The organism is Desulfoluna sp. HI9BLuna (assembly GCF_056829775.1).
Window position 1 is genome coordinate 3,029,328 of record NZ_CP186555.1, and the last position, 13,075, is coordinate 3,042,402.

The following is a 13,075-nucleotide window of genomic DNA, read 5'->3' on the forward strand; positions in this document are numbered from 1 at the left end:
AAGGAGGATAAGCGATGTTACAGGATGTGAGTCAGAAATTTGCAGGCGGGTGCATGATGCTGGTGCGGAAGAAGGAGAGCTCCGTTGTGTTTTTGGGGACGGCCTTTCTCATGCACGACGACGGGTACCTGCTGACGGCAGCCCACCTCATTGAGGAGGATCCCGAAGGCTTGATGGTGGTTCCCACGAGCAACCCGGACGATTTCATGCCCATCAGCCTGGACCGGGTGTCGGCCATGAGCGTCTCGGTGGCGGCTGCGGACACGGTCCACAATGTGGCGCTTTTGGAGATCGATCGAAACCTGCGTATCCGGACTCCGGACCACCTTGGGGGGACCACCGAGAACCTGATTATAGGTACCAGCCTTCTCAGCCTCGGGTTTCCCTTCGGCCACGACGAAATGCACAACCTCGTGGCCCAGAGTGCGATTCTGAGCTCCAAGGTGTGCTCCAGAAACGGAAAGCGGCTTTTGCTTTTCGACACCATGGTGTTTGACGGCGTGGCCGGAGGCCCCCTGGTCAATGCCGATGACGGCCGGGTTATCGGGGTGGTCATCGGGCGATTTTCCCCGGTTGAAGACGGGGGTGATTTTGCCCGGGGCAGTCGGCCTTCGGGGTACCACACCCAGATCAGCTATGCCGTCTCCATTGAGTACGGCCTTGCCTTGATGGAAAAAAAGGGGCTCGAGGTCTCCTGACGAATCTGATGTGATCTGTTGAGAAACATGAAAACGCCTTCGGTGAGAACCGAGGGCGTTTTTTTTGTGCGTGACGTGCATTGCCGGGTGCATATGGACGTGTGGCTGCAAGACCCCGCGTGGATGGTTATGCTCCCGGTTTTATTTTTTTTTACGACCGGTAGGGCGCTGGCCTGGCGCAGATTGTCCATGATTTGTCAACAGATGTTGACAGTGGGAAGGGGCAGGTATATCACACGTCAGATCCCGGGTGAAAATGTTCCCTGCATCATGACGGGTGCGGCTTGACGTTTACCCTGGGGGGGACGCGGTCCCCATGCGATCAGGGTTGAATGGCTCCATAGCGATTCGGCATCATTTTTACGTCGGAAGTTGCTTTGAGCTGAACACTGACGACCTCTTTTACCCTCCGGGAGTTTGCTTACATGCGTTGCAATACCGTTGCCGAGAGCCAGGAGTACGACCCGCGGGCCTCGGTTCATTATATACTGGTCCTTGCCGTCATGGGAGGCTACGGAGTTGGGATCTGTCCCATGGTTGCATCGGTTCCGAAGATGCCGTGGTTTCTCTTAATGGGCACCGCATTGATTTTGGTGCGCGGGGCAAGGTGGCTTCTCAGTCGTTTCGTGTTTTGTATCACGTCTCCCCGGCTGCAGGTGGCCGGGCTCTTTTTTCTGGATGTGGCGCTTTTGGGCCTGGTGGGGCTTCTCGTCAGCGTGCTGTTGGACACCTGGTGGGGTGGCGGGACGAGGAGTTCGGTTGAGGTGATCACCGGCTTTTTGAGCCTGGGCTTTTTTGTCGGGGCGGACCTGGGGTTGATCCACAACCGTCGACTGGCCATGAAGATCGGGCGGGGGCTTTTTACCACATCGGGACACTTTGTGTCCGTGTCCAGAAAGCTGGTGCTGGTTACGGTGGCCTCCCTTACGGCGGTGACCGTTACCATGATTGTCGTCTATTTCAATGATTTTTGCTGGCTGGACAGCCACATCATGACGGCTGAGGACAGGAAGTCGGTCTTTTTCAACCAGGCTTTTATCATCACCATTCTCATGGGGTACACGGCCAACATCGTCATGACCTATGCCCGGAACATTCACCTGTTTCTGGAGGAAGAGACCCGGACCCTCAGGGCGGTGTCCGCCGGTGATTTCGACACCCGGGTGCCTGTGGCCTTCAACAACGAGCTCGGGGTTATCGCCAGCTACACAAACCGGATGATCGCAGGGCTTAAAGAGCAGAACCTCATGGTGGAGCGGCTGCGGGACGTGATCATCAACAGCATGGCCTCCCTGGCCGAGACCCGGGACAACGAAACCGGCTCCCATATCCGGCGAACCCAGCATTACGTGAAGCTCCTGGCAGAGACCCTGGCACAGGTGCCTGCCTACGGCGGGGTACTGCCCCCTTCGGTGGTGGATCTTCTGTACAAGACCGCTCCCCTCCATGACATCGGAAAGGTGGGGGTGCCGGACGCGATTCTTTTGAAAACGGGTCCCCTGACCAAAGAGGAGTTTGCCGTAATGAAGCTCCATACCCTCAAGGGGGAGGAGGCCATCCGGCGGGCCGAGCTGAAGATGGGGCCCGGTGCGGACACCTCGTTTCTGGCCTGTGCCCGTGAGATTGCGGGAAGTCACCATGAGAAGTGGGACGGCAGCGGGTATCCCCGGGGACTTGCGGGTTCGGACATCCCCCTTTCGGCAAGGCTCATGGCCCTGGCCGATGTCTACGACGCCCTGCGGTCCCAAAGGGTCTACAAGGAGGCCTGTCCCCATGAAGAGGCTCGCAAGATTATTCTGGAGGGCCGGGGGACCCATTTCGATCCCGCTGTGGTGGATGCTTTTGTGGCCTGCGAACACCGATTTGTGGAGATTGCACGCTGTTTTGAGGACAAGGCCGGGGAGGACGAGGTGCTTCGGGCGGGGTGACAACTACCCTGACACAGGGGGCTCTTCTATGTTTAAAGTGAGGTAACTGTTCAGCTCAAAAAAAACAGCCTCCGGCGGCAAGGTGTGCCACCTTGAAAGCAGGTTGCGGATGTGTTTTGCCCTCGTTCCTCGGGTCAAACCACATCCGCCTTTAAAGTAAAAATTTATTCAAAAAGTTTTTTTTAAAATCTGTTTGTTGAACTTTTTTAAACGTTTAGCCTCCGGCAGGACTGCCCAAGGCGCATCAGTCGCCGATGCGTCGCACCTCTCGGACGGAGCGGATGCGCTTGATGTTCTGGATGACCTTTTTGATCTGATCGGTGTTGCTGACGTTGAGGGTAAAGGTGCATTCGTAGCCGCCCTGGTCCTGGCGGCTCATGACCAGGTCCACGATGTTGGCGCGGCTGTCGCTGATGGCCGAGGTGATCTTGGCAAGCAGGCCCACCTGGTCCTGGGATCGCACGAGGATGCTTACGGGAAGGCTCTCCTGGGTTTCGCTGGCCCAGGTGACGTCCACGCAGCGCTCCGGGCTCATGGTGAGGGCATTGGTGCAGTTGCTGCGGTGGATGGTGATGCCCTGGCCCTGGGTCACGTAGCCGGTGATCTCGTCCCCGGGGACGGGGTTGCAGCATTTGCCCAGGCGGATGAGGATGTTGTCGATACCCTTGACGATGACGGCATCCCCCTCTTTTTTCTTCCGGGACCGGCCCATGAGCCGGTGGAAGAGGGAGTGTTCGGGCTTGTCTTGCTTGCTCTCCTGGGGAAGGAAGCGGTTTGCCACCTGGCGGGGGGTCACCTTGCCGTAGCCCACGTTTTCCACGAGGGAGGAGGCGCCCTTGAAGCCGAAGGCAGCGGCGGCCTCTTCCATCTCCGGCGTGGCCGAGAGCTTGTTGAAGTTGAGGCCGTGTTTCCTGAACTCTTTTTCCAGCAGGTCCTTGCCAAGGGCCACGCTGTGCTCTTTCTCCTCGGAGCGGATGAAATGCCGGATCCTGGCGCGGGCTTTTACGGTTTTTACAAAGCCGATCCAGTCCTTACTGGGGGTGTTGCCCTTGGTGATGATGATCTCCACGGCGTCACCGGTCTGGAGCTCATAGGTGAGGGAGACCAGGCGGCCGTTGACCTTGGCGCCGCTGCACTGGTTGCCCACTTCGGTGTGGATGGCGTAGGCAAAGTCGATGGGGGTGGCGCCTTTGGGCAGGGTTTTTATCTCCCCCTTGGGGCTGAAGACGTACACCTCGTCCTGGAAGAGGTCGATGCGGACGTTCTCCATGAACTCGCCGGGGTTTTTGACGTTTTCCTGGTTCTCCACCAGGTCCTGGACCCAGGCGTAGGCTTCCCCCAGTTTCTCGTCGGCCACCTTGCCCTCTTTGTAAGACCAGTGGGCGGCGATGCCGGATTTGGCGACTTTGTCCATCTCCTTGGTGCGGATCTGCACCTCGATGCGGTGCCCCCCGGGCCCCACCACCGTGGTGTGGAGGGACTGGTACATGTTGGGCTTGGGCACGCCGATGTAGTCTTTGAATTTTCCGGAGATGGGGTTCCAGGTGCTGTGGATGATCCCCAAGGCCGTGTAGCACTGGGGGATGGTGTCCAGGATGATGCGGAAGGCCACGAGGTCGTAGATTTCATCAAAGGTGAGCTGCTGGGAGACCATTTTGTGGTGGATGCTGTAGAGCTGCTTGTAGCGGCCCATGACTTGGCCGTGAAGCCCTGCGTCCTCCATGAGCCCCTTGATGCGGTTTTTGGTGGAGGAGACCACCTCTTCCTGGGACAGCTGGTCGTCTTTTACCTGTTCCCTGATTTTTTTGTACTCTTCGGGTTGCAGGGTTTCAAAGGCAATGTCCTCCAGCTCCTGTTTGAGCCAGTAGATCCCCAGGCGGGAGGCGATGGGCACGTAAAGGTCCATGGTCTCCTTGGCGATTTGCCTCTTTTTCTCCTCGCGCTTGTGGAACTTCAGGGTGCGCATGTTGTGGAGACGGTCGGCCAGCTTGATGAGGATGACGCGGATGTCGTTGGCCATGGCCAGGATCATCTTACGGATGCTTTCGGCCTGGCGTTGCTGGGAGGTGGCAAAGCTGAGTTTGCTGAGTTTGGTGACCCCGGCCACGATGTGGCACACTCCGGTGCCGAAGTACTGGGCGATCTCCTCTTCGGTGGCGTGGGTGTCTTCAACCACGTCGTGGAGCAGGGCGGCAGCCACGCTCTCCACGTCGAGTTTCATGTCGGCCAGGATGTAGGCCACTTCCAGGGGGTGAGTGAGGTAGGGCTCTCCGGACAGGCGTGTCTGGCCGTCGTGGACGCGCGCGGAAAAGATGTAAGCCCTTTCCACGATGTCCAGGTCGGCATCGGGATGGATTTCTATGATTCTGTCCAGGATATCGTTTATACGGATCATCGGTACTGCTGCCTCACCACGTGGCCCCGGGGCCATTTTTTACGTTAAGGTTTTTTTGAACATGTAACGATTCAGCCATTGATAACGCGACACGTTAGAGCGCACTGTTTAAAGAAAAACCGTATCGTTACGTTGACATCAAACAAAAACCAAAGGGGCCGTCACCGGATGTGGCGGCCCCTTTGGGGGTATTCATTAGTATGCCTTGGCGAAGATCACCCGTTTTTTGCTGGGCTTGCCGCAGCAGATGCAGGTTCCCTCTTCCTCGTCGCCTTCAAAGGGGATGCATCGGATGGTGACCTTCAGGTCGGTTTTGATCTTCTCTTCACAGTCGCCGTCCCCGCACCAGTGGGAGAGGGCAAATCCGCCGTGGATTTCGGGCTTCTCTTCATTTTCCGGGGTAAACCAGGCGTAGAATGCCTCTTTGTCGTCCACGGGACGGGTGTTGGCTTCCCGGTGGGCCAGGGCCCGGTCGAAAAGGGCCTGCTGGATCTCGTCCAGGATGGCGGGCAGGGTGGCCAGGAGCTCTTCGCGTTTGACCCCGCGCTTCTCTTTGGGGGAGAGGTCCCGGCGTGCCATGAACACCGAGTCCTCTTTCATGTCCCGGGGGCCGATCTCGGCGCGGACGGGAATGCCTTTTTTGATCCAGTCCCAGCCTCGGGCGCCGCCGATCTCGCGCTCGTCCACTTCCACCTCGATGGCGCGGCCGTGGTAGGTCACCTGGGAGAGTTCTTCGGCAAGCTTCCTGGTGTAGGCCAGGACCTCTTCTTTTTCTTCGGGCTTGCGGAAGATGGGCAGAAGCACGATGTGGGCCGGGGCGATGCGGGGGGGCATGATGACGCCGTCGTCGTCGCCGTGGGTCATGATCATGCCGCCGATGAGGCGGGTGGAGGTGCCCCAGGAGGTGGTCCAGGCGTACTCTTCTTTTTCGTCGGCGCTCTGGAAGGTGATGCCCGATCCCTTGGCGAAGTTCTGGCCGAGGAAGTGGGAGGTCCCAGCCTGAAGGGCTTTTCGGTCCTGCATCATGGCTTCGATGCAGAGGGTGTCCACGGCGCCGGGGAAACGCTCGGAGTCGGATTTGCGGCCCCTGATCACCGGCATGGCGAGGTACTCTTCAGCAAAATTGGCGTAGACCTCCAGCATCTGTTCGGTGCGGGAAATCGCCTCTTCGGAGGTGGCGTGGGCGGTGTGCCCCTCCTGCCAGAGGAACTCGCTGGTGCGCAGGAAGGTCCGTGTGCGCATCTCCCAGCGCACCACGTTGGCCCACTGGTTGATGAGGACGGGAAGGTCCCTGTAGCTGGTGATCCACTTGGCAAAGGAGTCCCCGATGATGGTCTCGGAGGTGGGGCGCACGATGAGGGGCTCGGCGAGCTCCCCTGCGGGCACCAGGCCCCCTTCGGGCCCTGCTTCGAGGCGGTGGTGGGTCACCACGGCGCACTCCTTGGCAAAGCCTTCTACGTGCTCGGCCTCTTTTTCAAGGAAGCTCAAGGGGATGAAGAGGGGAAAGTAGGCGTTTCTCACACCGGTCTTCTTGAATTTGGCGTCCATGGACTTCTGGATGTTTTCCCAGAGGGCATAGCCCCAGGGCTTGATCACCATGCACCCGCGCACAGGGGAGCTTTCGGCCATGTCGGAGGCCTTGACTACCTGCTGGTACCACTGGGGGTAGTCTTCGGTTCGGGTGGGGGTAATCGCTGTCTGTACCTTTTTTGCCATTGTTGTCCTCATGGGTATATCGGCCGGTTTTTAATGCAGGCCGTGATCGTTTCTGTATGGGCTGTTGAGTCGTTACGCTTTGTTTTTTTCAAAATCATCGATGGCGGCCAGGAGCACCTCCACCAACTGATCTTCGGGGAATTTTTTCACCACCTGTCCCTTTTTGAACAGAATCCCGATGCCGTGGCCGCCGGCCACGCCGATGTCGGCTTCCCGGGCTTCTCCTGGGCCGTTGACCACGCATCCCATGATGGCGATCTTGATGGGAGTCTTTCGGCCGATGAGGGCCTGTTCCACCTGTTCCACGATGGAGAACAGGTCGATGTTGCAGCGGCCGCAGGTGGGGCAGGAGACAATCTCCGGGCCGAAGCGCCGGAGCTCCAGGGACTTTAAGATCTCCTGGCCTACGCGGATCTCCTCCACCGGGTCCCGGGTCAGGGAGACGCGGATGGTGTCCCCGATGCCCTCGGAGAGGAGCATGCCGATGCCGATGGACGACTTGACCACCCCGGGAAACAGGGAGCCCGCTTCGGTAACCCCCACGTGCAGGGGATAGTCCACCTGACCGGAGAGGAGGCGGTAGGCCTCCACGGTGCGTGTGACGTCCGACGCCTTGAGGGAGATCTTGATGTCGAAAAAGTCGAGCTCCTCAAGGATCCGGATGTTCTCCATGGCGCTGGCCACCATGGCCTCTGGGGTGACCCCGTCGAACCGGTCCAGGATCTCCTGGGAGAGGGACCCGGCGTTGACCCCGATGCGGATGGGCAAGCCGCGCTCTTTGGCGCAGGCGACCACCTTGACGACCTTTTCCCGGCTGCCGATGTTCCCCGGGTTGATGCGCAGGGCATCGGCTCCGTTTTCAGCGGCGGCAATGGCCAGCCGATGGTCGAAGTGGATGTCTGCGATGAGGGGAATGGCGATCTCTTTTTTGATGGCGGCGATGGCTTCGGCTGCCTCCATGCCGGGGACCGCCACCCGGACGATCTCGCACCCCGCCTCTTGCAGGCGGTGGATCTGGGCCACGGTGGCCTTGATGTCTTCGGTGCGGGTGTTGGTCATGGACTGCACCGAGATGGGGGCGTCACCGCCCACGGCCACCCCTCCGACACGGAGGGTTCGTGTTTTTTTTCGTGTCTGAACCAGGGACATGGGTCGTATCTCTTTCGTCGGAAGGGGCCGGTGCCATACGGCTTCGGCAGGGTGGGGCCGCTACGGGCCGGGGCAGACTCACCCCGGCGCGGTGCCGTGGGGCTTGGCGAAAGCGCCTTCCAACTGTTATTGTATCAGACGGGCTGTGGGCAAACCAGACGGTTCCCTCTCGTCGTGATGCATGTCTGAACGTCGGGCTCCCGGAAATGTAACAAACAGATCACTTGATTCACGGGGTTGCCGCCTTGTCCGGCGGCGAGCCGCCAGGGAGCCTTGCCTTTGTGGCGACCGGCTCTGCGGGGCGCGATCCGTGGGATGCATCCGGGGATCTTTCTTTGTGTAACGACACGGAAAAACAGGCAAACATCCCGTGCGCCACGGGGCGGTGCCCGTGACCATGGTCTTGGAGACGATGGTCACCACCGGAGCGTGGATGCCACCTGCCGGTCGGGATGAGTGGAGTGCGTTGTTTTTGGCGGGAGCCGTTACGGTAAATGTTGGAAAAGAGTATCAGAACAGCACAGCCCATGGCAAGGGAAATGAGGTGTGGAAAAGGCCCGTTTTATGGGGGCTTGGGGTAAATTAACCGAGGAACGATCTGTGTACGGGGAGGTAGCGCAATGGCAGTGTCAAAAGACCAGGTAGTCAAGGAGTTGAAGGGGGCTGCAAGGCAGGGGCGCATCAGCTGTGCCCTGGCCTTGTCCACGGCCCTGCGCTGTGGTGTGACCCCCGGGGAGGCCGGGTCATGCCTTGATGAGCTCGAAATTCGTATAGAGACCTGCCAGCTGGGGCTCTTCGGGTTTGGACCCGGCAAGCAGAAGCGGATCCAGATCCCAGAGGTCATCTCTGATGAGGTGGCGGCATGGCTGGATGAAAGCGCCGAGGCAAAGGGGCATGTCACCTGCAGGGAAATTTTTGCCAAGGCAAAGGAGGACGGTCTCTCCCGGGCCCTTCTGGCCGGGGCCTGCGAAAAGACGGGGGTCAAGATCCGGGCATGTCAGCTGGGAGCGTTTGTTTAAGCCGGGGGCAACCTCCGGTTGTCGCGTCAAAACATCTTGGAACAATACCAAAAAACTTGGTAGGCTATGCCGTAGTGTCCTTTCGTTGGTCCAGACAGCAGCCCGACATGATTTGTGGTGTCGACCCCTCGTCAATCCTTTCAGGAGGTGCTTCCATGGCTTCACTCAAAGACATGTATCAATGCCAGGTCCACAACTGCGGTTATGTGTACGACCCCGACAAAGGGGAACCCAAAACCAACACCCCGCCCGGCACCGCGTTTAAGGATCTGCCCGATGACTGGGCCTGTCCGTTCTGCCAGGCTTCCAAAAAGAGCTTCCGGCCCCTGGCAGGTCCCGGCTCGGTGGCGGAAGAGGAGGGGTAGGGAGGCAGGCGAGCCGCCGGAGGCTTGTTTGAGCTGAATCGTTACCGCTGTGACGCCTTAAAAAAAACGGGCCGTTTCCCATCTTTTTTTGGATGGGAAACGGCCCGTTTTGATTTGGTACCGGAGTTAGGGCGTCATGCCCGCCCCCTTCTACTTGAGAAAGGGGTTGTACTGCTTTTCGGTGCCGATGGTGGTCTTGGGGCCGTGGCCGGTGTAGACCACGGTATCATCGGGCAGGGAAAAGAGCTGCTCCTTAATGCTGGCGATGAGGGTGGCGTAGTTGCCGCCGGGGAGGTCGGTTCTTCCGATGGAGCCGTAGAAGAGAGTGTCCCCTGCAAAGGCCGCCTTCTCGTCCTTGCAGTATAAGGTGATCCCGCCGGGGGTATGCCCCGGTGTGTGGAGGACCGCCAGGGTCTTGTTGCCGAAGGTGATGGTGTCCCCGTCGGTGAGGAGACGGTCGGCCGGGGGCGAGTTTTCCGCCTTGAGCCCGAAGGCCATGGCCGTCACCGAGAGCTCCTGGAGCATGGACGCGTCGGCTTCATGGATCATGAGATCAGCGCCCGTGGCCTCTTTCAGGCGCTTGTTGGCCCCCACATGGTCAAAGTGGCCGTGGGTGTTGATGATGGCTTTAACGGTGAGCTTTTCATCGGCCAGGGCCTTCAAGATACGTGAGGCGTCGTCGCCGGGGTCGATAACCACTGCTTCGCGGGTGGTTTCGCATCCGAGGATGATGCAGTTTGCACCGATGGGTCCCACAACAAGGTCTGTGATCAACAAGGTCGGGTCCTCCTAAAGAGTTTAGCTTTTGTCAGCGGACACGGCATCGAGGATACCGTTGATAAAGGCGCCCGACTCTGCGGTTCCAAAGTGTTTGCCGATCTCAATGGCCTCGTTGATGGCTACCTTGTCCGGGACATCTTCAAGGAACATGATCTCAAACACCCCGACCCGCAAGGCATTGCGATCCACGGAAGACATGCGGTAGACCTTCCAGTTCTTGGATCGGTTTGCGATGGCGGCGTCGATCTCTTCCAGGTTGTCCAGAACACCTTCGGTGAGGGTATCGAAAAAGGGCAGATACGCCTCGTCGGTGATGTAGTTGTCCCGAAAGAGCTGCACCGCGTCGCGGCGGGCCTGGGGCTTTATATCCGCAAAAAAGAGAGCCTGCAACGCAAGCTCCCGTGCGCCTCGTCTTACTCCCATTTACTTCTGTCCTTCATCCATGACGGTCATGAGGTTGGCCATTTCGATGGCAGACAGGGCACAGTCAAAGCCTTTGTTCCCGGCTTTTGTGCCGGCCCGTTCAATGGCCTGCTCGATGGTATCGGTGGTGACGACCCCGAAGATGACGGGGATGTTGGCTTCCAGGCTGACATGGGCCACGCCCTTGGATACTTCGGCGCAGACGTAGTCAAAGTGGGGGGTGGCCCCGCGGATGACGGCACCCAGGCAGATGACGGCATCGTATTTATCGGTCTGCACGGCTTTCTGGGCCAGCAGGGGAATCTCAAAGGCACCGGGGACCTTGATGATGTCGATGTCGGCATCTTTTGTGCCGCTGCGCGTCAGGGCGTCCACGGCACCGCCCACAAGTCGTTCGGTGATGAAGTCGTTGAAACGGCTTACGACGATGGCAAATTTTTTGCCTTCGGAGGTCAGGCTGGACTGGATGATATTGGGCATGGTGAATCCCTTTCCCTATTGGTTTATAGGCGTCAGTCTAAAATGTGAAAACAGGAGCGACCGGCAAGCCGACCGCTCCGGGTTTGTTGTCCTTGGGGACTCCCTACATGTTGTGGGAGTCTTTTTTTGGCTCGATGTTCAGGGTGTGGCCCATCTTCAGCTTCTTGCAGGTCAGGTAGCCCTGGTTGTAGACGTTGGTGTGCACCTCAATGGGCACCTGCTCCACAACGGAGAGCCCGTAGCCCTGAAGGCCAACCATCTTCTTGGGGTTGTTGGTCATCAGGCGCATCTTGCGCACGCCGATGTCGGCGAGCATCTGGGCACCGATGCCGTAATCCCTCAGGTCTGCCTTGAAGCCGAGTTTTTCGTTGGCCTCCACGGTGTCGTAGCCCTGGCGCTGGAGTTCGTAAGCCTTCAGCTTGTTCACCAGGCCGATGCCGCGGCCTTCCTGGCGAAGGTAGAGGATGACCCCTGAACCTTCGTCGTTGATGCGGGCCATGGCGCGCTGGAGCTGATCGCCGCAGTCGCACTTCATGGACCCGAAGATATCGCCGGTCATGCACTCGGAGTGGACGCGTACGAGAACGGGCTCCTCCGGGTTGATCTCCCCTTTGACCATGGCGATGTGGGTGAGGTTGTCCAGGTCGTTTTCATAGGCGATGATCTTGAAGTCCCCGCCAAAGGAGGTGGGGATGATGGTTTCGGCGGCCCGCTTGACGAAGGACTCCTTCTTCATGCGGTACTCCACCAGGTCCGCCACGGTGCAGATGCCGATGCCGTGCTCCTTGCTGAACTCCTCCAGGGAGGGCATGCGGGCCATGGTGCCGTCGTCATCCATGATCTCGCAGATAACGGCGGCAGGCTTGAGACCGGCAAGACGCGCCAGGTCCACGGACCCTTCGGTCTGGCCCACGCGGACCATGACCCCGCCGTCACGGGCGCGCAAGGGGAAGATGTGGCCCGGGCGGGCAATGTCGGCCGCCTTGGTCTCATCGGCCACGGCCGTCAGGATGGTGGTGGCGCGGTCCGCGGCGGAGATGCCGGTGGTGACCCCTTTTTTGGCTTCGATGGAGACGGTGAACCCGGTGCCGAACTGGCTGGTGTTGTCGTCCACCATCATGGGCAGGTCCAGGTGGTCGCACATCTGAGAGGACATGGGCAGGCAGATGAGCCCCCGTCCGTATTTGGCCATGAAGTTGATGGCCTCGGGAGTGACCGCCTCGGCGGCCATGGTCAGGTCTCCTTCGTTTTCACGGTCTTCGTCATCGGCCAGGATGACCATGCGACCTGCGCGAATCTCTTCAATGGCTTCTTCGATGGATATAACGGGCATATCAGACTCCTCTTACTCCTCTTGCTCTCACTATATAAAGGGACCCGCATCGGTCCCTTTTTCTTGCGTCGTCGGCTTACAAAAATCCCTTGTCGGCCAAAAAGGCCATGTCGATGGAAGGGGCTTGGGGCTTCTGATCGGGCTTGGGCGTCATGAGAAATTTTTCGATGTACTTCCCCACCATGTCGGTTTCGATGTTGACGATGGAACCGGGCGGCTTCTGGCCGATGCTGGTGATTTCTGCGGTGTGGGGAATGATGCTCAGGGTGAAGGTGGTGTCGGTGACGGCGTTGATGGTCAGGCTGATGCCGTCTACTGCCACGGAGCCCTTTTCGATCATGTAGCGGGAGAGGTGCTTTTCCACGGCGATGGTGACGATGACGGCGTTGGCCTGGCGCTCTTTGCTGACAATGGTGCCCACGCCGTCCACATGGCCGGAGACGATGTGGCCGTCTAAGCGGTCGGAGAGGCGCAGGGCACGCTCCAGGTTGACGCGGGAACCCACGTGGATGCTGGAAAAGACGGTGCGTTTAATGGTTTCGGGGGCCACGTCCACTTCAAAGCGGCGGCCGTCCAGGACCACGGCGGTGAGGCAGGAGCCGTTCACAGCGATGCTGTCCCCGATCTTGACGCGGTCGAGGGGAAAGTCTGCCTCGATGGCAAAGCGGGACCCCTGGCCTGTGGGGCGGATGTCCCTGATGGTGCCGAATCCTTCAATAATTCCGGTGAACATACCTCATCGCCTCTTCTCAAGAAAGCTGGTCCTGAAACGGCTGGCACGCCCCGCAG

12 protein-coding genes are annotated in these 13,075 nt (G+C 59.2%); 4 read left to right on the forward strand and 8 right to left on the reverse strand.

Going from position 1 to position 13,075, the window contains the following annotated elements; translation table 11 throughout:
• The first annotated feature begins 14 nt into the window (after positions 1–14).
• A complete protein-coding gene (locus ACOYW0_RS12255; RefSeq protein WP_482418704.1) occupies positions 15–698 on the forward strand; it encodes a S1 family peptidase in 684 nt (227 codons plus the stop codon).
• A 425-nt stretch (positions 699–1,123) separates the two neighbouring features.
• Positions 1,124–2,626, forward strand: coding sequence for an HD-GYP domain-containing protein (locus ACOYW0_RS12260; protein ID WP_482418705.1), 1,503 nt, complete (start codon positions 1,124–1,126; stop codon positions 2,624–2,626).
• Between the two features lie 244 nt (positions 2,627–2,870).
• Here the strand turns inward: ACOYW0_RS12260 and ACOYW0_RS12265 are convergent, their stop codons facing one another.
• From ACOYW0_RS12265 to ispG, 3 genes are all read right to left on the reverse strand, one after another.
• Positions 2,871–5,021 carry a RelA/SpoT family protein gene (locus tag ACOYW0_RS12265; RefSeq protein WP_482418706.1) on the reverse strand — a complete coding sequence of 717 codons (2,151 nt, stop codon included), beginning with the start codon at positions 5,019–5,021 and terminating at the stop codon, positions 2,871–2,873.
• A 195-nt stretch (positions 5,022–5,216) separates the two neighbouring features.
• Positions 5,217–6,737 carry a proline--tRNA ligase gene (gene proS, locus ACOYW0_RS12270; RefSeq protein ID WP_482418707.1) on the reverse strand — a complete coding sequence of 507 codons (1,521 nt, stop codon included), beginning with the start codon at positions 6,735–6,737 and terminating at the stop codon, positions 5,217–5,219.
• Between the two features lie 72 nt (positions 6,738–6,809).
• Positions 6,810–7,886, reverse strand: a complete 1,077-nt coding sequence (ispG, locus tag ACOYW0_RS12275; protein ID WP_482418708.1) for a flavodoxin-dependent (E)-4-hydroxy-3-methylbut-2-enyl-diphosphate synthase — start codon at positions 7,884–7,886, stop codon at positions 6,810–6,812.
• A 620-nt stretch (positions 7,887–8,506) separates the two neighbouring features.
• Here ispG and ACOYW0_RS12280 point away from each other — a divergent pair.
• Positions 8,507–8,905, forward strand: a complete 399-nt coding sequence (locus tag ACOYW0_RS12280; RefSeq protein ID WP_482418709.1) for a hypothetical protein — start codon at positions 8,507–8,509, stop codon at positions 8,903–8,905.
• 155 nt (positions 8,906–9,060) lie between these two features.
• The gene (locus ACOYW0_RS12285; protein ID WP_482418710.1) at positions 9,061–9,270 is read left to right on the forward strand and encodes a rubredoxin; all 210 of its coding nucleotides are present in this window, start codon (positions 9,061–9,063) and stop codon (positions 9,268–9,270) included.
• A 150-nt stretch (positions 9,271–9,420) separates the two neighbouring features.
• On the opposite strand, the gene ACOYW0_RS12290 is transcribed toward ACOYW0_RS12285, so the two are convergent.
• The 5 genes from ACOYW0_RS12290 to ACOYW0_RS12310 form a co-directional block, all read right to left on the reverse strand.
• Positions 9,421–10,047 (reverse strand): MBL fold metallo-hydrolase, encoded by a 627-nt coding sequence (locus ACOYW0_RS12290; protein WP_482418711.1) that lies wholly within the window; start codon positions 10,045–10,047, stop codon positions 9,421–9,423.
• A gap of 21 nt (positions 10,048–10,068) precedes the next feature.
• Complete coding sequence (gene nusB, locus ACOYW0_RS12295; protein ID WP_482418712.1) at positions 10,069–10,473, reverse strand: transcription antitermination factor NusB; 405 nt, start codon at positions 10,471–10,473, stop codon at positions 10,069–10,071.
• Entirely contained in the window at positions 10,474–10,953 is a 480-nt protein-coding gene (ribH, locus tag ACOYW0_RS12300) for a 6,7-dimethyl-8-ribityllumazine synthase (RefSeq protein ID WP_482418713.1), read from the reverse strand. It lies immediately after the preceding gene.
• 103 nt (positions 10,954–11,056) lie between these two features.
• Complete coding sequence (locus ACOYW0_RS12305; RefSeq protein ID WP_180138515.1) at positions 11,057–12,286, reverse strand: bifunctional 3,4-dihydroxy-2-butanone-4-phosphate synthase/GTP cyclohydrolase II; 1,230 nt, start codon at positions 12,284–12,286, stop codon at positions 11,057–11,059.
• A gap of 76 nt (positions 12,287–12,362) precedes the next feature.
• Complete coding sequence (locus ACOYW0_RS12310; RefSeq protein ID WP_482418714.1) at positions 12,363–13,019, reverse strand: riboflavin synthase; 657 nt, start codon at positions 13,017–13,019, stop codon at positions 12,363–12,365.
• Positions 13,020–13,075: the final 56 nt, after the last annotated feature.